This window comes from Streptomyces bottropensis ATCC 25435 (assembly GCF_000383595.1).
In the GTDB taxonomy this organism is placed as follows: domain Bacteria; phylum Actinomycetota; class Actinomycetes; order Streptomycetales; family Streptomycetaceae; genus Streptomyces; species Streptomyces bottropensis.
On sequence record NZ_KB911581.1, the window covers coordinates 8918788 to 8938840 of the forward strand.

A 20053-nucleotide genomic window follows, 5' to 3' on the forward strand; every position below is an offset into this window, starting at 1 on the left:
GGTCCCATGGGAGATCTCGACATCCGCCCGGCGACCGAGGACGACATACCGGAGATCGTCGCGATGCTGGCCGACGACCCTTTGGGCGCCCGGCGCGAATCGCCCGACGACCTCACCCCGTACATCGCCGCACTGAAGCGCCTCAACGGCGACCCCCATCAGCATGTGGTGGTCGCAGTCCGCGAGCACCGCGTGGTCGGGACACTCCAGCTGACGATCATCCCCGGCCTGTCCCGGCGCGGTGCCACCCGCTCGATCATCGAAGGGGTGCGGGTCCATGGCGACGAGCGCGGCAGCGGTCTCGGTACGCGACTCATCGAGTGGGCAGTCGACTCGTCGCGGCGCCAGGGCTGCCAGTTGGTGCAGCTGACGTCCGACGTCACGCGCGCCGACGCCCACCGCTTCTACGAACGGCTCGGTTTCGAGGCCACCCACGTGGGCTTCAAGATGCCGCTCTGAATCTCGCCTCTGTTCCTGTTCCTGTTCCAGCTTTTGGCGCGACTGTGGGGTCCCGTTTCACGTGAAACATCACAAGCGGGCCCCACTGCCCCCGAAGTCGTGGCTACGAGACGCCGCGCCACCCCTCGGGATCCACTCCGCCAGGCACGGGAGCCCCCTCCTCGTACGGCTGACGCGTGAACACGAACGATCCGAGGTCCAGGTGGCTCACGGTCCCGTCGGGCCTTCGTACGGCCCGCAGGACCTCTCCGGAGAAGTAGCCGTTGAGCCCGGTCCAGCTGCCGTCGTCGTTGTCCCGGAAGCGAGCACCGCGCAGAGTCGCGGAGATCGGGTCCAGTGAGAGCCCGCCGTCGGCGACTAGACGCAACGCGAAGCAGTGCGTCCCCCAGTACCAAGGCCCAGCCAGCTCCAGAACCGAAGGGTCCACCTCGGGCAGCGGTCGCCACGGGTCGGGGATCCGCGGCTCGGCCTCCGCCACGATGCGTACGAGGTCCGCGGCCACCTCCGACACCACTGGCCCCGAGGTGCAGTTGGTCAGCACGACGGCCGCCACGTCGTCCTCGACGCTGATGGTGAGCTGGGCGAGGAAGCCGGGCACCGAACCGCTGTGACCGACCAGGAACCGGCCGTCCCGGTGCTGAAGCTGCATGCCGAGCCCGTACGCCGAACCGGCCGACACGTCGGCGGCCTCCCCCGGTGCGGCGGGCGCCCGCATCTCCCGGACGGATTCCGCACCCAACACCCGGTCGTGCCCCCTGGCCAGGAAGACCGCGAAGCGCGCCAGATCGGCTGCGGTCGACCAGAGCTGCCCCGCAGGACCCATCCTGCCCAGGTCCTCGACCTTCTCCGGCAGCATCACATCCGCCCAGGGATGCACGGCCCAGCCGCCGGCGTGCGGCGCCACCGGGTGCCACGTCGTGCGGCGCAGGCCGAGTGGTTCGAGCACCTCGCGTCGTAGGACGTCCTCCCAGGCGGCGCCCCGCAGCTTTTCGACGAGCGCACCGAGGAGGGTGAAGCCGGGGTTGGAGTAATGGAAGCGGCGGCCGACGGGATGACGGTGAGGCTGCTCACCGAGCACATCTGCGAGTTCCGGACGCAGGGATCCCGGGGTGCGCTCCCACCAGGGCGACGGCGACTCGGCCGCCAGTCCGCCCGTGTGGGCCAGCAGTTCGGCGATGGTCGCCTCCCCCACGCCGGTACCCGGCAGGTGCTTCTCCAGCGGATCGCCGAGGTCCAGGGCACCCTCGTCGCGTAGCCGCAGCACCAGGACAGCGGTGAAGGTCTTGGTGATCGAGCCGATCCGGTACTGCACGTTCTCGTCCGGCGCGTGCCCCTCGACCGAGGTCCGTGCTCCGTTCCACACCGTCTCCCCGCCCCTGACCAGCGCCGCGACCAGTGACGGAGTGCGTCCCTCGGCCTGGGCGACGGCGATGCGGTGCAGCAGAGCCCGACGCGTGGCGGGAAGGAGCTCTTCCTGAGGTGTTGTCATACGCCCACTCCATCGGCCCGGACACCGCGCGTCGAGCGCATTTCCCCGGGTCAGGTCTGTGCCATGTCCACGAACCGCGAGTAGTGACCCTGGAAGGCGACCGTGATCGTGGCCGTCGGACCGTTACGGTGCTTGCCCACGATGATGTCGGCCTCGCCTGCGCGCGGCGACTCCTTCTCGTACGCGTCCTCACGGTGCAGCAGGATCACCATGTCCGCGTCCTGCTCGATCGATCCCGACTCACGCAGGTCGGACACCATGGGCTTCTTGTCCGTACGCTGCTCAGGACCACGGTTGAGCTGCGACAGCGCGATCACCGGCAGCTCCAGCTCCTTGGCCAGCAGCTTCAGGTTTCGCGACATGTCAGAGACTTCCTGCTGGCGGCTCTCGGACCGCTTGCCGCCGGACTGCATGAGCTGCAGATAGTCGATGATGACCAGCTTCAGGTCATTGCGCTGCTTCAGGCGCCGGCACTTGGCGCGGATCTCCATCATCGACAGGTTCGGGGAGTCGTCGATATAGAGCGGAGCGGCCGAGACGTCCGGCATCCGGCGGGCCAGGCGTGTCCAGTCCTCGTCCGTCATCGTGCCGGACCGCATGTGGTGCAGGGCCACACGCGCCTCGGCCGACAGCAGACGCATCGCGATCTCGTTGCGCCCCATTTCGAGCGAGAAGATCACGCTCGGCATGTTGTGCTTGATCGAACAGGCGCGCGCGAAGTCCAGAGCGAGGGTCGACTTACCCATGGCGGGCCGGGCCGCAATGATGATCATCTGACCCGGATGGAGACCGTTGGTGAGCTGGTCGAGATCGGTGAAACCTGTCGGCACACCAGTCATCTCGCCCGACCGCGAACCGATCGCCTCGATCTCGTCGAGCGCGCCCTCCATGATGTCGCCGAGCGGCAGATAGTCCTCGGTGGTGCGCTGCTCGGTGACCGCGAAGATCTCGGCCTGCGCCCTGTTGACGATCTCGTCGACGTCGTCGTCGGCCGCGTATCCCATCTGCGTGATGCGGGTGCCGGCTTCGACCAGGCGGCGCAGGACTGCACGCTCATGGACGATCTCCGCGTAGTACTCGGCGTTCGCCGCCGTCGGCACCGTCTGGACAAGGGTGTGCAGATAGGAGGCGCCGCCGACCTTGGTGATCTCGCCGCGCTTGGTGAGCTCGGCGGCGATGGTGATGGGGTCGGCCGGCTCACCCTTGGCGTAGATGTCGAGGATCGCCTGGTAGATGGTCTCGTGGGCCGGCTTGTAGAAATCGGGACCCTTGAGGATCTCGACCACGTCGGCAATGGCGTCCTTGGACAGCAACATGCCGCCGAGGACGGACTGCTCGGCGTCGAGGTCCTGCGGTGGAACCCGCTCGAAGGCCGAACCCCCGCCGTCCCATTGCCCGTTGTCCCTGCCGCGGTCGTGCCGCTCCTCCCGGCCTCGGCCGCCGTCGTCCTGACGCCGTCGGGAAGCAGGCAGACGATCACCGGGCCCGCTGTCGGCCCACGGGTCGTCCAAGGGCTCGGAAATGCTCACCGAGCGACCTCCTCCCGTCCGCCGAGCGGACCTCGCCGTGCTTCTCTTTCTACGGCACGACACTGACAAATGAGACGGCCCAACTCCGGTTCTGGCGCGTCGGTTTTGCGAGGTTTCCGTGATCTGCCGAGGAGCGGGCGCCGCACCACCGTAGGCCCGTCGGCACCGTCAGCCAATCTGGTTATCCACAGGCCATGTGGACGACGGCCCAGATGCTGTGGAGAACCCCGCAAAACCTGTGCACGACTCGGTGGACAGGCCTGTGAACAAGACCTCTCCCCTCTCACCGAAAGCGCCCTGAGCTGCACTTTTACCGTCCACCGGCTGTGCAGAAGAAAAACTTTCCCGACCCGGTCAAGATCATCGCGATCTGCGCGCGAGAACGCCCTCGACCGAGCGCCGTGTAATAGTCATAGGCACGTTGCATCTCTTACCTGTGGAAGATTAGATTGGTGGTCATGACACAGGCTTCCGCACCCCCCAAGGCCACCGGGCGTCGGCACGATCGTGAGATCATCACGCTGGCCGTTCCGGCCTTCGGTGCGCTCGTCGCCGAGCCGCTCTTCCTGATGGTCGACACCGCTGTCGTCGGCCACCTCGGCACCGCACAACTGGCCGGCCTCGGTGTCGCTTCGGCCCTTCTCATCACTGCCGTGAGCGTCTTCGTCTTTCTGGCCTACGCCACCACAGCCGCTGTCGCCCGACGCGTCGGAGCCGGGGATCTGCGGGCCGCCATCCGGCAGGGCGTGGACGGCATCTGGCTCGCTTTGCTACTGGGCGCTGCAGTCGTCGCCGTCGTCCTGCCCACCGCGCCCACGCTCGTCGCCCTCTTCGGTTCCTCGGACACCGCAGCCCCCTATGCCACGACCTATCTCCGGATCTCGGCACTGGGCATCCCGGCCATGCTCGTCGTGCTCGCCGCCACCGGTGTGCTGCGCGGTCTCCAGGACACGAAGACACCTCTGTACGTCGCCGTGGCGGGCTTCGTCGCCAACGGCGCCCTGAACGCAGGCCTTGTCTACGGCGCCGGTCTGGGCATCGCAGGATCGGCCTGGGGAACAGTCATGGCCCAACTCGGCATGGCGGTCGCCTATCTCTGGGTCGTGATCCGCGGTGCCCGCAGACATGGCGCCTCTTTGCGGCCCGACGCCCTCGGGATACGTACCGCGGCCCAGACGGGGGTGCCGTTGCTGGTCCGCACGCTCTCCCTACGTGCTGTCCTCATGATCGCGACCGCGGTCGCTGCCCGGCTCGGGGACGAGAACATCGCCGCGCACCAGATCATCCTCTCGCTCTGGAGCCTGCTCGCCTTCGCCCTGGACGCGATCGCCATCGCCGGACAGGCCATCATCGGTCGCTACCTCGGCGCGGGCGACGCTCAAGGAGCCCGTGAAGCCTGCCGCCGGATGGTGCAGTGGGGGATCGCCACCGGCACGGTCCTCGGACTGCTGGTGATCCTCGCTCGTCCCATGTTCATTCCGCTCTTCACGGACGACCCGACGGTGCAGGAAGCCGCACTCCCCGCTCTGCTCGTGGTGGCGCTCGCCCAGCCGATCTCCGGAATCGTCTTCGTGCTGGACGGCGTACTCATGGGCGCGGGAGACGGCCCCTACCTCGCCCGGGCCATGGTGCTGACCTTGGCCGTGTTCGTTCCGGCCGCCCTGCTCGTCCCCGCCCTCGGGGGTGGCCTGACCGCGCTCTGGGGCGCCATGACGTTGATGATGGCGACGCGCATGCTGACGCTGTGGCTGCGATCCCGTTCCGGCCTCTGGATCGTGACCGGAGCAACCCGCTGAGAGCGGGACCTGAATTCCACGTCGTTTCACGTGAAACATCGCTTGGTTCCCTCTGTTTCACGTGAAACAGAGGCTCCGTCGGCTTCGGCATCATCAGTGGATTGACCTCAGTCAGCACGGCATGCGGGCAAGCATGTGGGGCCGCACCCCTTACAGAGTGCGACCCCATACACCGCTTGAGCGTGAGCGACCCTTAGGCCGCGATGACCTCGATGTTGACCTTGGCGGCAACCTCGGGGTGCAGACGCACGGACGTCTCGTGGGCGCCCAGCGTCTTGATCGGAGAGGTCAGCTCGATGCGGCGCTTGTCGACCTCGGGGCCACCGGAAGCCTTGATCGCGGAAGCGATGTCGGCCGGAGTGACGGAACCGAAGAGCCGACCGGCGTCGCCGGAGCGGACAGCCAGACGAACCTTGACGGCTTCGAGCTGACCCTTGACCTGGTTGGCCTGCTCGATGGTCTGGATCTCGTGGATCTTGCGAGCACGACGGATCTGCTCGACATCCTTCTCGCCACCCTTGGTCCAGCGGATCGCGAACTTCCGCGGGATCAGGTAGTTGCGAGCGTAGCCGTCCTTGACGTCGACGACGTCGCCGGCAGCGCCGAGGCCGGAGACCTCGTGGGTAAGGATGATCTTCATTGGTCGGTCACCCTTTCCTTAGCGCGCGGTGGACGTGTAGGGCAGCAGTGCCATCTCACGGCTGTTCTTGACGGCCGTGGCGACGTCACGCTGGTGCTGCGTGCAGTTGCCGGTCACGCGGCGGGCACGGATCTTGCCGCGGTCGGAAATGAACTTCCGCAGCATGTTCGTGTCCTTGTAGTCCACGTACGTGACCTTGTCCTTGCAGAATGCGCAGACCTTCTTCTTAGGCTTGCGCACAGGCGGCTTCGCCATGGTGTTTCTCCTGTGTGATCAAGAAGTTTGGGGTTACGGCCCCGCCCTCGTCCTTTCGAACCGGTGATCCGGCCCGGAAAGACTTAGAAGGGGGGCTCGTCCGAGTAGCCGCCACCGCCGCCGGAGCTTCCGCCCCAGCCGCCGCCACTGCCGGCGCCCTGGTTGCCAGCGGCGGGTGCGCCGCTGGCCCACGGGTCGTCGGCGGGGGCGCCGCCGCCCTGCTGGCCGCCGCCGGGGCTTCCGCCCCAGCCGCCGCCACCCTGGCCGCCGCCGTTACCGCCGCCGCCACCGCCGTAACCACCCTGGCCACCGCGGCCACCGCCGGCGGTCTTGGTGACCTTGGCCGTGGCACTGCGCAGGCTGGCGCCGACTTCCTCGACGTCCAGCTCGTAGACCGTGCGCTTGACGCCCTCACGGTCCTCGTAGGACCGCTGCTTCAGCCGGCCCTGCACGATCACGCGCATGCCTCGCTGGAGCGACTCAGCGACGTTCTCCGCCGCCTGACGCCAGACCGAGCAGGTCAGGAACAGGCTCTCGCCGTCCTTCCACTCGTTGGTCTGACGGTCGAAGGTGCGGGGGGTGGACGCGACACGGAACTTCGCGACCGCCGCACCGGAGGGGGTGAAGCGCAGCTCGGGGTCGTCGACAAGATTGCCGACGACCGTGATGACGGTCTCGCCTGCCATGGGGGTACCTCTCGGCGGGTTTGCTGCTGGCTGCTTGTGCTGCTACTCGAATCCCGGGACCAGCTGAGCGGAAGCTCAGTGGGTCTCGGGGCGGAGGACCTTGGTCCGGAGGACCGACTCGTTCAGGTTCATCTGGCGGTCGAGCTCCTTGACGACCGCAGGCTCGGCCTGCAGGTCGATGACCGAGTAGATGCCCTCAGGCTTCTTCTTGATCTCGTACGAGAGACGACGACGGCCCCAGGTGTCGACCTTCTCGACCTTTCCGTTGCCCTCACGGACGACGGAAAGGAAGTTCTCGATCAGGGGGGCGACAGCGCGCTCCTCCAGATCGGGGTCGAGGATGACCATCACCTCGTAGTGACGCATGTGGAACCCACCTCCTTCGGACTCAGCGGCCACGGTCGTTCCGTGGCAGGAGGGTTGTGATGCGTACGCAACGGTATCGGCCACCACTGACAATCGGGTTCCCCGCGAGGGGGCCCCTGTCATGGCTTGGGCAGACAACGGTGCAGACGGTACAGACTACCTGCACCCCCGCTTCCGGTTGAAATTGGGGGCCGGGGACCGTCAATCTGTACACATCGGGTGTGTATGGCGCTACGATGCGCCGCCTTCCGCAGGAGGTGCCCTATGGCACAGACATTGCGACCCAACATCGCCGGCTCCCTGTTCGCCACCGACGACAAGCCCCACCCCGTGCAGGACACCCTGCTGGCCGTGACGCTCGTACTCGGGGCGGTCTCCTTCATCACGGCGATGTTCCACCATCTGCACCTGCTCAGTTCCTGGACGGGGCTGGTGGGGATTCTGACCGGCGCGTACGGGCAGTTCATCTCGGAGACGACCCGTGAGCGCTTCGGTCTGATCGTGGGTCTCGGTGCCTCGGCAGTCGGTTTCTTCCTCGGCATGGCCCATGGAGGTCTCTTCGGCGGGGTCATCGGCTGACTTCGCACCCTCGGCCGCGTCGGCGGCGGACCGCGCTCCAGGCTGTCCGCCGCCTCACATCGGACCAAGCGGCCCAATAACACCGCCTGACGTCCTGGCTGCGTACCGGCCGGGCCCCAGGTTCCATACGGCCATTCGAGGCGCCCGCAGGGCGCAGTAGGCTTCGGCGCGAGAGCCGGAGCCCCTGTACCCATGGGGACACACCAGCCCGAGGAGCGCCCTGAATGAGCCTGACCCTGAGGACGATCAGCCGTGAGCAGCACCTGGCATACATCCAGAGCCTGCCCTCGGCTAGCCACATGCAGGTCCCGGCCTGGGCCGACGTCAAGGCCGAGTGGCGCTCCGAGAGCCTCGGGTGGTTCGACGACAGGACCGGTGAGATGGTCGGCGCCGGCCTGGTGCTGTACCGCCAGCTGCCCAAGATCAAGCGCTATCTCGCCTATCTGCCCGAGGGCCCGGTCATCAACTGGTTCGCTCCGAACCTCACCGACTGGCTGGAGCCGATGCTGGCCCATCTGAAGCAACAGGGCGCCTTCTCGGTGAAGATGGGCCCGCCGGTGATCATCCGACGCTGGGAGGCCACCTCCATCAAGGCGGGCATCCAGAACCCGGACGTGAAGCGCCTGCGCGACATCGAGGCCGACTTCATCGAACCACGGGCCTTCGAGGTCGCCGACAAACTGCGCCGCATGGGCTGGCAGCAGGGCGAGGACGGTGGTGCCGGCTTCGGTGACGTGCAGCCCCGCTACGTCTACCAGGTGCCGCTGGCCAACCGCTCCCTGGAAGAGGTCCACAGAAACTTCAACCAGCTGTGGCGCCGCAACATCAAGAAGGCCGAGAAGGCCGGCGTCGAGGTCGTCCAGGGCGGTTACCAAGACCTGGAGGAGTGGCAGCGGCTGTACGAGATCACGGCCGTGCGCGACCGCTTCCGGCCGCGCCCGCTGTCGTACTTCCAGCGCATGTGGACGGCCCTCAACACCGAGGACCCCAACCGCATGCGGCTCTACTTCGCCCGGCACAACGGCGTGAACCTGTCCGCCGCCACCATGCTGGTCGTCGGCGGGCACGTCTGGTACTCCTACGGCGCCTCGGACAACATCGGCCGTGAGGTCCGGCCCTCGAACGCGATGCAGTGGCGCATGCTGCGCGACGCCTACGCTCTTGGTGCGACGGTCTACGACCTGCGCGGCATCTCCGACTCGCTGGACGAGACGGATCACCTCTTCGGCCTGATCCAGTTCAAGGTGGGCACGGGCGGACAGGCCGCCGAATACCTCGGCGAGTGGGACTTCCCGCTGAACAAGCTGCTTCACAAGGCGCTCGACATCTACATGTCGCGCCGCTGACGCCCCCGTTTTTGTTTCCATACCTCTGATACACCGCAGCCACCAGAAAGGTTCCGGGACCGTCCATGGCGCTCACGCTGTACGTCGACACCGCGCGCTGGCGGGCACACCACAAGCATGTTCAGGAGCAGTTCCCGGGACTCGTGCCCGTCTGCAAGGGCAACGGCTACGGCTTCGGGCACGAGAAGCTGGCGGAAGAGGCCACGCGCCTCGGGTCGGACATCCTCGCCGTCGGCACCACGTACGAGGCCGCCCGGATCAAGGACTGGTTCAGCGGCGACCTGCTGGTGCTGACCCCCTACCGACGCGCTGAGGAGCCCGTCCCCCTGCCCGACCGCGTCATCCGCTCCGTGTCGTCGGTCGACGGCGTGTACGGCCTCGTGGGCGCCCGTGTCGTCATCGAGGTCATGTCCTCGATGAAGCGGCACGGAGTGAGTGAGCAGGAACTGCCCCAGCTCCACGCGGCCATCGAGAACGTGCGCCTGGAGGGCTTCGCCATCCACCTGCCGCTGGACCGCACCGACGGCTCGGACGCCGTCGAGGAGGTCATCGGCTGGATGGACCGGCTGCGCGCGGCCCGCCTGCCGCTGCACACCATGTTCGTGAGCCACCTCAAGTCCGAGGACCTCATCCGCCTGCAGCAGCAGTTCCCACAGACCCGTTTCCGGGCCCGGATCGGCACGCGGCTGTGGCTGGGCGACCACGAGGCGACCGAGTACCGCGGAGCGGTGCTGGACGTCACCCGCGTCGCCAAGGGCGACCGCTTCGGTTACCGCCAGCAGAAGGCCGCTTCCGACGGCTTCCTGGTGGTCGTGGCGGGCGGTACGTCGCACGGCGTGGGTCTGGAGGCGCCGAAGGCGCTGCACGGCGTCATGCCGCGCGCCAAGGGTGTCGCCCGGGCGGGCCTCGCCACGGTCAACCGGAACCTTTCTCCCTTCGTCTGGGCCGGCAAGCAGCGCTGGTTCGCCGAGCCGCCGCACATGCAGGTGTCGATCCTCTTCGTCCCCTCGGATGCCCCGGAGCCGAAGGTCGGCGAGGAACTCGTGGCCCATTTGCGGCACACGACCACGCAGTTCGACCGGGCCGTCGACCGCTGAGGGCTCGCATCCCCAAGGGTTTGGCGGACGAATCACCCGAGTGGTCACTCCCAGCACCACGCGGAAGGCCGTACACGAGAACGTCGTGTACGGCCTTCCGCGTCACCTGTCCGCACCTTGTTCGCTCAAAGCGAACTTCTCTCCGGTCCGCGGCTGCCCCAGTCCACCTGCGGTCCGTCGACGTGCACGGCATGCCGCGGAGGGCGGGCCGCCGCGCCGTAGACGTGTACGTCCTCCGCGCCGTCGAGCACTCCGCCGGAGGGATCGTCGTCACCTGCCCGGCGCACCGTGTCCCGATCGGGCCTGAAGATGTCCCGCACGACCACGACGCACAGGTACAGCGTCCCCAGCAGGTGAGCCATGATGGCGAGTTGGTAGCCCTCGGCAGGCAGCCCCTTGTGGGCGTCCCCACTGGTCGTGTAGGCGAGGTACATCCAGATCCCCAGGAAGTACGCCACCTCGCACGCCTGCCAGATGAGGAAGTCCCGCCACCGGGGCCGGGCCAGCGCGGCGAGGGGGACCAGCCAGAGAACGTACTGCGGTGAGTAGACCTTGTTGGTGAGGATGAAGGCCGCGACGATCAGGAAGGCGAGCTGGGCGAAGCGCGGGCGGCGCGGTGCGGTCAGCGCGAGCGCGGCGATACCCGCGCAGACGAGCAGCATCGAGACCATCGCGTACGCGTTCGCCGTCTCACCCGTGATCTGGATGTTCATCCGCTGCGAGATGACGAGGAAGAAAGAGCCGAAGTCGACGCCGCGTTCCTGACTGAAGCGGTAGAACTTCGCCCATCCGTCGGGTGCCAGGAGCATCACTGGGAGGTTCACCGCGAGCCAGGCGGCGACGGCACCGAGCAGCGCGGTCGCGAACGCGCGCCACTTGCCGGCCCGCCAACACAGCACGAAGAGCGGGCCGAGCACCAGGAACGGATAGAACTTGGCGGCTGTGGCGAGCCCGATCAACACACCGAAGGCAAGCGGACGCTCACGAGACCACATCAGCATGGCGACGGCCAGCAGGGCCACGGCGAGCAGGTCCCAGTTGATGGTGGCCGTCAGCGCGAAAGCGGGCGCCAGTGCCATCAGAAGGCCGTCCCAGGGGCGCCGGCGATGGATGCGCGCGCAACAGACGGCGATGACGGCCGCACAGGCCATCAGCATCCCGGCGTTGACCATCCAGTACCACTGCTCCTGGTGCTGAATGGTGCCGCTGCCCGGGGTGAGCCAGGCGGCGACCTCCATGAAGACGCCCGTCAGCACCGGGTACTCGAGGTACTCCATGTCACCGGGGATCTTGTCGAAGTACGGCACGAGCCCGTCGGCGAAGCCACGCCCCTGGTAGAGGTGCGGGATGTCCGAGTAGCAGGCATGCGTGTACTGGGAGCTGGCCCCGAAGAACCAGCCGCCGTCGTAGCAGGGCAGCTTCTGCACCATGCCCAGCGCGAACATTCCGATCGCCACGAGCGCGACGACCCGTACAGGCGTCCACCAGGACGTGCCGAGCAGCGCCCGCCGCCCGATCGGGCCGCCGATCAGCTCGCTGCCGGTCGCAGCGACCTCATCCTCCTTGGTCGGCCGTACGGGCTCCGGCTCGTCCACGCTCACTCGCGTCGTCTCTGCACTGGGCATGCCGCACATCCTGCCGTACGCGCCTGGGAATACGTCCAGGGCCGCCGGGTCCGGTCGCGGGGCGAGCGCCCGTGTTTCACGTGAAACACGGCCCCACCCTGCAGGCTTTCCCAGCACCACAGCAAGGGCCACCGCGCCTGATCGGTGCGGTGGCCCTTGTTTCACGTGAAACACATCCTGCGGGGCGCGGAGCTACCCGTTGGAGCCTCCGAAGAGTCCGCCCCCGTTCTGGTTGCCTCTCGTATCGTCCTCCGACTCGGTCGGTGTCGGCGTCACTCCGCCGTCGGCACCACCGACAGCCGTACCGCCCGTGTCCGTGCCGCCCGTGTCATCACAGGTGGGGTTGAACGGGTTGGTGCAGCTTTCGCTGGGCGTCGGTGACGGCTCGATCTCGCTCTCGGTCGGCGTCGGGCTCGGCTCGGGGATCTCCTCCTCCGACTCGGTCGGGGTCGGGGTCGGGGTCGGGTCCGGGTCCGGGTCGTCGTTCACGATCACACCGATCGGCTGGGGCTCCGGGAAGTTCTCGACCGGCTCGCCCTTGAGGGCGTCCTCCATGTAGTCGTGCCAGATCTCGGCCGGGAACGAGGCACCGTGGATCGTCTCCTGACCACCCGTGCCGTACATCTCCAGGAACGTCCGGTTCTTGTTGGACTCGTCGTCGTCCATGCGGTACATGCTGATCGCAGTCGACAGCTGCGGGGTGTACCCGACGAACCAGGCCGACTTGTTGCCGTCCGTGGTACCGGTCTTGCCCGCCACCTCACGGCCGGCCAGCTGGGCCGACGTACCGGTTCCCTCGTCGACGACGGTCTTGAGGACGTCGGTGACGTTGTCGGCGACATCCGCCGTGAAGGCCCGCTTGGGCTCGGCGATGTCGTCGTGGTCGAACATGGTCAGACCCTTGTGCTCCACGGTCTTCACGGAGAACGGGTCGTTCTGCTTGCCGCTGGCGGCGAAGGTCGCGTAGGAGCCCGCCATACGGATCGCACTGGGATCGGAGATGCCGATCGAGAAGGACGGGAAGCTGGTGCCGGTGAGGCTGCCCTCCTTGAGGCCTGCCGCAACGGCGGCCTCCTTCACCCGATCCAGACCGACATCCATGCCCAGTTGCACGAAGGCCGAGTTCGCGGAGACCCTCATCGCCTCACGGAGGTCGATCTGGTACTTCGGCGCACTGCCATACGACGCGTCATCGTCGTTGGCCTGCAGCCACTCCTCACCCTTCTCGTTGGTCCAGACCTGACCGTCGTAGTCCTTGATCTTGAGGTTGTTCTTGCCGCTGTACAGGCTCTTCGGCGAGACGACGGTGCGCTCGTCCTGCGCCTGGTCCCCGTCGAGGTCGGGATCGCGCTTGCCCCAGGTCATGGCTGCCGCGAGCACGTACGTCTTGAACGTCGAACCGACCTGCGCACCGGTGACGTCGGCGTTGTTGGTGAAGTGCTTGGTGGCGTCCTCACCACCGTAGATCGCCTCGATAGCACCCGACTTCGGATTCACGGACGCGCCGCCGAACTGCACATGGGTGTCGGTCTTCGGGCGCTGGCCGGGCTTGATGTTCTCCTTGCGGACCTTCACCACGGCCTTCTCGAGTTCCTTGACCTTCTTCTTGTCGAAAGTCGTGTGGATCTCGTAGCCGCCCTGCTCCAGCTGCTTCTGGGTGATGTCCGTGTTGTTGAGGATGTATCCCTTGGCGGTGTCGACGAGGTAGCCGATCTGACCGCCCAGCTGCGCGTTGGACCGAGGACTCTGAATCTTGGGGAAGTCGGGGTACTTGGCCAGCTCGGCCGCGGGCAGGTGCTTGTCCTTGACCATTTCGGTGAGGATCCAGCGCCAGCGGTCTGTGGCCCGCTTGCGGTTGTTCTCCGGTGAGGCCTCCGGGTCGATCGACGGCGCGCCGGCCGGGTCGTAGTACGTCGCACCCTTGAGGACAGCGGCCAGGAAGGCGCACTGGCTCGGGTCGAGCTTCGCGGCGTCCTTGCCGAAGTACGTGCGGGCGGCCGCCTGGATGCCGTACGCACCGCGGCCGTAGTACGCGGTGTTCAGATACCCCGACATGATCTCTTCCTTCTCGACCGAGGTTCCCACCTTGACCGAGATGAAGAGTTCCTTGACCTTCCGCGACAGGGTCTGCGACTGGTCGTCGAGCATGGCGTTCTTCACGTACTGCTGGGTGATGGTCGAGCCACCCTGCGTCTGGCCACCCTTGGCCATGTTGACGACGGCTCGCGCGATACCCATGGGGTCGACGCCGCTGTCGTTCTCGAACGTCTTGTTCTCGGCAGAGATGACGGCGTAGCGCATGGCCTTGGGGATCTTCTCGTACGCGATGATCTGGCGGTTGACCTCGCCACCCGTCGCGACCATCTGCGAGCCATCCGACCAGTAGTAGACGTTGTTCTGCGCCGTCGCGGCCTCGGCCGGGTTGGGCACGGCCACGACCGCGTATCCGATGCCGGCCGCCGCCACCAGGCTCCCGACGAAGCCGATGAACAGCCCCGTCGCCTGGCGCCACGACGGCACCCAGCGCATCGCCCCGTACCTGCCGGCACGCGGGTAGTCGATGAAGCGCTTCTTCCCGGGCGGAGCCGCGCGCCCACGGCCGCGGCTCGGAGGCTCGGGGGCTCTGCGACGGCTTCCGCCGACGCCGGTGTCGGCGTTTCTCACCGACCCCCGACGCGTGGCGGCACGGCCCTCGTACGAGGTCTCCTCACCTCCCGAGCCATAGGTCTCGGATAGTGACCCGGTGGCGCCCCGCGGTGCCGCGCGGCGGCCGGAGGACGCCGACTGGCCGCGTCGGGCCGCGGCACGTCCGCCGCCCTGCGGCTGCGGCGGTTTGCGACGGTGCTCGCTCATCGAACGACTACTCCTCGGGCAGGCGCACCCGTGCGCGCCTGGAAACGGCGACTGGTTTCCGGTCCCCCCGAAGTACGGATGCGGTCGTGCTGGCATTCATCCGTACCGCACTCAGGACGGCGACGTGCTCAAACGTCACTCGGCTCCCAGTGGTGTGCATGCCGCACAGACTACGCACCACCAAAACCCATTGAGCACCGAACTTCACCCCAAATCAGGCAACTTGCTTCCTGCCCATCGGTGATGTGACCCCGTTCACCGGATCCTCACTTGTCGCATCCGTAGGGGCGTTCTATCGTCTGGATGTATCGAGTCGATACATCAGCTCGGCATAAGACGTGTCGACGGGGTCATCGAGAGAGGGGAGGCGACGATGAGCCGGCGCTCCGGGATACTCGAGTTCGCCGTCCTCGGCCTGCTCCGCGAGGCCCCGATGCACGGTTACGAGCTGCGCAAACGACTCAACACGTCGTTGGGTGTGTTCCGTGCGTTCAGCTACGGGACGCTCTACCCCTGCCTCAAGACGCTGGTCGCGAGCGGCTGGTTGATCGAGGAGCCGGGTGGTACTCCGGAGGATCCTGCCGCCGTCCCGCTCACGGGCCGCCGCGCCAAGATCGTCTACCGGTTGACGGCGGAAGGTAAGGAGCACTTCGAGGAGCTGCTCTCGCAGACGGGTCCCGATGCCTACGAGGACGAGCACTTCGCTGCTCGGTTCGCGTTCTTCGGCCAGACCTCCCGTGATGTGCGTATGCGCGTCCTGGAGGGCCGTCGCAGCCGTTTGGAGGAACGGCTGGAGAAGATGCGGGCCTCACTGGCGCGCACTCGAGAGCGCCTCGACGACTACACGCTCGAGCTCCAGCGCCACGGGATGGAGTCCGTGGAGCGCGAAGTGCGCTGGCTGAACGAGCTCATCGAGAGCGAGCGGGCAGGCCGGGACCTGAAAGGTCCCGGCCACGCAGAGCCCGCTCGCGACACCACAGAGGGAGCGTCGGGCGCCCTGCCCCGGCCCGGGGATCTCCCCGGGCCGGATGCGCCCGGCGACACCACCACGTGAGGTCCCTGCCAGGACCTCACTCGTACACACAGGGAGCAGCCGGAATGGGTTCGGTTCGCGTAGCCGTCGTAGGTGTGGGCAACTGCGCCGCGTCGCTGGTGCAGGGAGTCGAGTACTACAAGGACGCCGACCCGGCGTCGAGGGTCCCGGGCCTCATGCACGTCCAGTTCGGCGACTACCACGTCCGCGACGTGGAGTTCGTCGCCGCCTTCGATGTCGACGCCAAAAAGGTCGGTCTCGACCTCGCGGACGCCATCGGTGCCTCCGAGAACAACACCATCAAGATCTGTGACGTGCCCGCCACCGGTGTGACCGTGCAGCGCGGCCACACCCTCGACGGTCTCGGCAAGTACTACCGCGAGACCATCGAGGAGTCCGCCGAGGCCCCGGTCGACGTGGTCCAGGTGCTCAAGGACAAGCAGGTCGACGTTCTCGTCTGCTACCTGCCCGTCGGGTCCGAGGCTGCGGCGAAGTTCTACGCCCAGTGCGCCCTCGACGCCAAGGTCGCCTTCGTCAACGCCCTTCCGGTCTTCATCGCCGGTACCAAGGAGTGGGCGGACAAGTTCGTCGAGGCGGGCGTCCCGATCGTCGGTGACGACATCAAGTCGCAGGTGGGTGCCACCATCACACACCGCGTCATGGCGAAGCTGTTCGAGGACCGGGGTGTCGTCCTGGACCGCACGATGCAGCTGAACGTCGGCGGCAACATGGACTTCAAGAACATGCTCGAGCGTGAGCGTCTGGAGTCCAAGAAGATCAGCAAGACCCAGGCCGTCACCTCGCAGATCCCCGACCGGGATCTCGGCGAGAAGAACGTCCACATCGGTCCGTCCGACTACGTGGCCTGGCTCGACGACCGCAAGTGGGCGTACGTCCGCCTGGAGGGCCGCGCGTTCGGTGACGTCCCGCTGAACCTGGAGTACAAGCTCGAGGTCTGGGACTCCCCGAACTCCGCCGGCGTCATCATCGACGCGCTGCGGGCCGCGAAGATCGCCAAGGACCGCGGCATCGGCGGCCCGATCCTGTCGGCGTCCTCGTACTTCATGAAGTCCCCGCCGGTGCAGTACTTCGACGACGAGGCCCGTGAGAACGTCGAGAAGTTCATCAAGGGCGAGGTCGAACGCTGACCAGGCGTTCGTAATGGGCTGTTGAGGGTCTCCGGGTCATGCACCCGGGGACCCTCCCCATATGTGAGGCTGGGCCCATGTCCGTCGTGCGCGACCTGCGCGTCCTGCTCCGTCTTCGGGACTTCCGGCGTCTGCTGGCCGTACGTCTGCTGTCCCAGGGCGCCGACGGTGTCTTCCAGGTCGCGCTCGCCACGTACGTCGTGTTCTCCCCCGAGAAGCAGACGTCAGCGGCGGCCATCGCCTCCGCCATGGCGGTCCTGCTCCTTCCGTACTCCCTCGTCGGCCCCTTCGCGGGCGTCCTGCTGGATCGCTGGCGACGACGTCAAGTGTTGCTGTACGGAAACCTGCTGCGTGCCCTGCTGGCGTCCGTGACAGCCGTCCTGATCCTGAGTCACGTACCCGACCGGCTCTTCTACGTCTCCGCTCTGTGCGTCACCGCGGTCAACCGTTTCGTGCTGGCGGGGCTGTCCGCCGCATTGCCCCGGGTGGTGGACGCCGACCGCCTGGTGGTCGCCAACTCGCTCTCCCCGACGGCCGGAACGCTGGCCGCGACCGCCGGCGGCGGACTCGCCTTCGTCGTTCGACTGGTGGGCTTCGACTCGGACGCTGCGGTGGTGCTTCTCGGCTCGATCATGTACCTGTGCGCGGCCCTCGCTTCACTGAGGATCGCCCGCGACCTGCTCGGCCCGGATCCGGAGTTTCTTCCCCCCCGACTGGGTGCGGCGCTCGTCGGGACCGCGCGGGGTCTGACAGCAGGCGTGCGACATCTTGCCGAGCCGGGGCGACGGTCTGCTGCCTGGGCGTTGGCGTCGATGACGCTGATGCGGTTCTGCTACGGAGCCCTGACAGTCATGGTGCTCATGCTGTGCCGGTATGCCTGGCCCTCGAACAGTTCCGGGGCCTACGGCTCCGAGGAAGGCCTGGCCCTTCTGGGTCTCGCCGTGGGGATCTCAGGAGCAGGTTTCTTCACCGCAGCGGTGATCACTCCTTGGGCGGCCGGGCGGTGGGGTCCGGACCGCTGGATCGTCGTCTGCGCCGCTACGGCCGCCCTTTTGGGCCCGCCGCTGAGTCTGCCCTTCACGGAAGCGCCCATGTTGGCCGCGGCGTTCGTCCTGGGTCTGGTCACCCAGGGGGCGAAGATCTCCACGGACACGATCATCCAGTCCTCCGTCGACGACGGCTACCGAGGCCGCATCTTCTCCGTCTACGACGTCCTGTTCAATGTTGCCTTTGTCGGCGCCGCCGCAGTGGCCGCCCTCATGCTCGCTCCGGACGGCCGCTCGGCCGCCCTGGTGAGCACCGTGGCCGTGACCTACGGAGCCATCGCTGTCGTCATGGCCCGCTTCGGGATGGCAGGACAGCGCCGGGGCGGCAGCGCCGATGTTTCACGTGAAACATCGCTCCCTCAGTGACTGCAGCCCTGTCGATGCGGAGACGTAGCGACGCGGTGCGATGTTTCACGTGAAACATCGCACCGCGTCGTCCGCCACAGGAGGCGAACTGTCTGTCGTCAGGAAACCCGTGGCGACTGGGCCCACCACTCCTTGAGCGCAGCCACGGCGTCATCGTGCGGCAGCGGCCCGTTCTCCAGACGCAGCTCCAGCAGGAACTTGTAGGCCTGCCCGATCGCCGGTCCGGGTCCGACGCCCAAAATCTCCATGATCTGGTTACCGTCCAGGTCCGGACGGATGGCATCCAGCTCCTCCTGCTCCTGAAGCTGGGCGATGCGGTCCTCCAGGCCGTCGTACGCGCGCGACAGGGCGTTCGCCTTGCGCTTGTTCCGTGTCGTGCAGTCGGAGCGCGTCAGCTTGTGGAGCCGGTCCAGAAGCGGGCCGGCGTCACGCACGTAGCGGCGGACGGCGGAGTCCGTCCATTCGCCCATGCCGTAGCCGTGGAAGCGCAGGTGCAGTTCGACCAGGCGCGAGACATCCCTGACGAGTTCGTTCGAGTACTTGAGGGCAGCCATGCGCTTCTTGGTCATCTTGGCGCCCACCACCTCATGATGGTGGAAGGAGACCCTGCCGTCCTTCTCGAACCGACGAGTGCGGGGCTTGCCGATGTCGTGCAGCAGAGCGGCAAGCCTCAGGGTGAGGTCCGGTCCGGTGTCCTCCAGCGCGATCGCCTGCTCAAGGACGATCAGCGTGTGGTCGTAGACATCCTTGTGCCGGTGATGCTCGTCGCGCTCCAGTCGCAGCGCCGGAAGCTCGGGCAGGACATGCTCGGCGAGGCCGGTCTCGACCAGCAGGCTCAGGCCCTCGCGGGGGTGAGCGGACAGGAGCAGCTTGTTCAGCTCGTCCCGTACCCGCTCCGCCGAGACGATATCGATACGGCCGGCCATGTCGGTCATCGCCGAAACGACCTCGGGGGCCACCTCGAAGTCCAGCTGAGCAGCGAAACGCGCGGCCCGCATCATGCGCAGTGGGTCGTCGGAGAAGGAATCCTCAGGGGTACCGGGGGTACGCAGCACGCGCGCCGAGAGGTCTTCGAGCCCGCCATGAGGGTCGATGAACTCCTTCTCGGGAAGGGCCACCGCCATCGCGTTCACGGTGAAGTCCCGGCGTACGAGGTCATCCTCGATCGAGTCGCCGTACGACACCTCTGGCTTCCGCGAGGTCCGGTCGTACGCCTCGGAGCGGTAGGTGGTGACCTCGATCTGGTAGCCGTCCTTCTGCGCCCCCACCGTGCCGAAGGCGATCCCGACCTCCCAGAGGGCGTCCGCCCAGGGGCGGACGATCTTCACTACGTCATCGGGGCGAGCGTCCGTCGTGAAGTCCAGGTCGTTCCCGAGGCGGCCGAGCAGCGCGTCCCTGACCGAGCCACCGACCAGGGCGAGCGAGAACCCTGCCTCCTGGAAACGGCGTGCGAGGTCGTCGGCGACAGGGGACACCCGCAGCAGTTCACTCACCGCGCGGCGCTGCACCTGGCTCAGGGCACTGTTGTCTTCGTTGGCGTTCGGCACAACAGAAAAGGGTACGGGGCACCGGTGGCCCCAGTCGCCTTCATTGAACGTGCATGGGCTTCGTGCAGGAGTATCCCTGACGGACCGTAGCGATACGTGCACATACAGGGACAGGCCGACCTCGCCGCCGATCTTGTGGAGCGGACCGCGGCACTTCCCCTCAGCGCACATCGTTACCATGCGTGGACGCACA

General features: G+C 67.0%; 17 protein-coding genes. 8 read left to right on the forward strand and 9 right to left on the reverse strand.

Annotation, left to right across the window (positions count from 1 at the left end; all coding sequences use genetic code 11):
• Nucleotides 1-6: 6 nt before the first annotated feature.
• Entirely contained in the window at nt 7-459 is a 453-nt protein-coding gene (locus STRBO_RS0139580) for a GNAT family N-acetyltransferase (RefSeq protein ID WP_005482932.1), read from the forward strand.
• 103 nt (nt 460-562) lie between these two features.
• Here STRBO_RS0139580 and STRBO_RS0139585 read toward each other — a convergent pair whose 3' ends face one another.
• Together STRBO_RS0139585 and dnaB are read right to left on the reverse strand one after the other, a co-directional pair.
• The gene (locus tag STRBO_RS0139585; RefSeq protein ID WP_005482934.1) at nt 563-1948 is read right to left on the reverse strand and encodes a serine hydrolase domain-containing protein; all 1386 of its coding nucleotides are present in this window, start codon (nt 1946-1948) and stop codon (nt 563-565) included.
• Between the two features lie 50 nt (nt 1949-1998).
• A complete protein-coding gene (dnaB, locus tag STRBO_RS0139590) occupies nt 1999-3477 on the reverse strand; it encodes a replicative DNA helicase (RefSeq protein WP_028797117.1) in 1479 nt (492 codons plus the stop codon).
• Between the two features lie 449 nt (nt 3478-3926).
• Between dnaB and STRBO_RS0139595 the strand changes: the two genes are divergently transcribed.
• On the forward strand, nt 3927-5273 hold the full coding sequence (locus STRBO_RS0139595; protein ID WP_028797118.1) for an MATE family efflux transporter: 1347 nt from the start codon (nt 3927-3929) through the stop codon (nt 5271-5273).
• Nucleotides 5274-5466: 193 nt separating this feature from the next.
• Here STRBO_RS0139595 and rplI read toward each other — a convergent pair whose 3' ends face one another.
• The 4 genes from rplI to rpsF all read right to left on the reverse strand — a co-directional run bounded on the left by rplI (nt 5467) and on the right by rpsF (nt 7220).
• Nucleotides 5467-5913, reverse strand: a complete 447-nt coding sequence (rplI, locus tag STRBO_RS0139600; RefSeq protein WP_005482940.1) for a 50S ribosomal protein L9 — start codon at nt 5911-5913, stop codon at nt 5467-5469.
• A gap of 18 nt (nt 5914-5931) precedes the next feature.
• Nucleotides 5932-6168 (reverse strand): 30S ribosomal protein S18, encoded by a 237-nt coding sequence (rpsR, locus tag STRBO_RS0139605; RefSeq protein ID WP_003949403.1) that lies wholly within the window; start codon nt 6166-6168, stop codon nt 5932-5934.
• An 83-nt stretch (nt 6169-6251) separates the two neighbouring features.
• Nucleotides 6252-6854: a single-stranded DNA-binding protein gene (locus STRBO_RS0139610; protein WP_005482941.1), complete on the reverse strand. Its 603-nt coding sequence runs from the start codon at nt 6852-6854 to the stop codon at nt 6252-6254.
• 75 nt (nt 6855-6929) lie between these two features.
• Nucleotides 6930-7220 (reverse strand): 30S ribosomal protein S6, encoded by a 291-nt coding sequence (rpsF, locus tag STRBO_RS0139615; RefSeq protein ID WP_005482942.1) that lies wholly within the window; start codon nt 7218-7220, stop codon nt 6930-6932.
• A gap of 264 nt (nt 7221-7484) precedes the next feature.
• Here rpsF and STRBO_RS0139620 point away from each other — a divergent pair, with 264 nt between their 5' ends.
• From STRBO_RS0139620 to STRBO_RS0139630, 3 genes are all read left to right on the forward strand, one after another.
• Complete coding sequence (locus STRBO_RS0139620) at nt 7485-7799, forward strand: hypothetical protein (RefSeq protein ID WP_005482944.1); 315 nt, start codon at nt 7485-7487, stop codon at nt 7797-7799.
• 224 nt (nt 7800-8023) lie between these two features.
• On the forward strand, nt 8024-9145 hold the full coding sequence (gene femX / locus STRBO_RS0139625) for a peptidoglycan bridge formation glycyltransferase FemX (RefSeq protein ID WP_020115820.1): 1122 nt from the start codon (nt 8024-8026) through the stop codon (nt 9143-9145).
• A gap of 65 nt (nt 9146-9210) precedes the next feature.
• Nucleotides 9211-10242, forward strand: coding sequence for an alanine racemase (locus STRBO_RS0139630; RefSeq protein WP_005482946.1), 1032 nt, complete (start codon nt 9211-9213; stop codon nt 10240-10242).
• A 125-nt stretch (nt 10243-10367) separates the two neighbouring features.
• Here the strand turns inward: STRBO_RS0139630 and STRBO_RS0139635 are convergent, their stop codons facing one another.
• Together STRBO_RS0139635 and STRBO_RS0139640 are read right to left on the reverse strand one after the other, a co-directional pair.
• Nucleotides 10368-11867 (reverse strand): glycosyltransferase family 87 protein, encoded by a 1500-nt coding sequence (locus tag STRBO_RS0139635; RefSeq protein ID WP_028797119.1) that lies wholly within the window; start codon nt 11865-11867, stop codon nt 10368-10370.
• 192 nt (nt 11868-12059) lie between these two features.
• Nucleotides 12060-14720, reverse strand: a complete 2661-nt coding sequence (locus STRBO_RS0139640) for a transglycosylase domain-containing protein (protein ID WP_202500221.1) — start codon at nt 14718-14720, stop codon at nt 12060-12062.
• Between the two features lie 373 nt (nt 14721-15093).
• Here STRBO_RS0139640 and STRBO_RS0139645 point away from each other — a divergent pair, with 373 nt between their 5' ends.
• The 3 genes from STRBO_RS0139645 (at nt 15094) to STRBO_RS0139655 (ending at nt 18313) form a co-directional block, all read left to right on the forward strand.
• Nucleotides 15094-15774 carry a PadR family transcriptional regulator gene (locus STRBO_RS0139645; protein WP_005482949.1) on the forward strand — a complete coding sequence of 227 codons (681 nt, stop codon included), beginning with the start codon at nt 15094-15096 and terminating at the stop codon, nt 15772-15774.
• 44 nt (nt 15775-15818) lie between these two features.
• Complete coding sequence (locus STRBO_RS0139650) at nt 15819-16901, forward strand: inositol-3-phosphate synthase (RefSeq protein ID WP_005482950.1); 1083 nt, start codon at nt 15819-15821, stop codon at nt 16899-16901.
• Nucleotides 16902-16978: 77 nt separating this feature from the next.
• Nucleotides 16979-18313, forward strand: a complete 1335-nt coding sequence (locus STRBO_RS0139655; protein WP_005482951.1) for an MFS transporter — start codon at nt 16979-16981, stop codon at nt 18311-18313.
• A 98-nt stretch (nt 18314-18411) separates the two neighbouring features.
• On the opposite strand, the gene STRBO_RS0139660 is transcribed toward STRBO_RS0139655, so the two are convergent.
• The gene (locus tag STRBO_RS0139660; RefSeq protein WP_005482952.1) at nt 18412-19860 is read right to left on the reverse strand and encodes a CCA tRNA nucleotidyltransferase; all 1449 of its coding nucleotides are present in this window, start codon (nt 19858-19860) and stop codon (nt 18412-18414) included.
• Between the last annotated feature and the right edge of the window lie 193 nt (nt 19861-20053).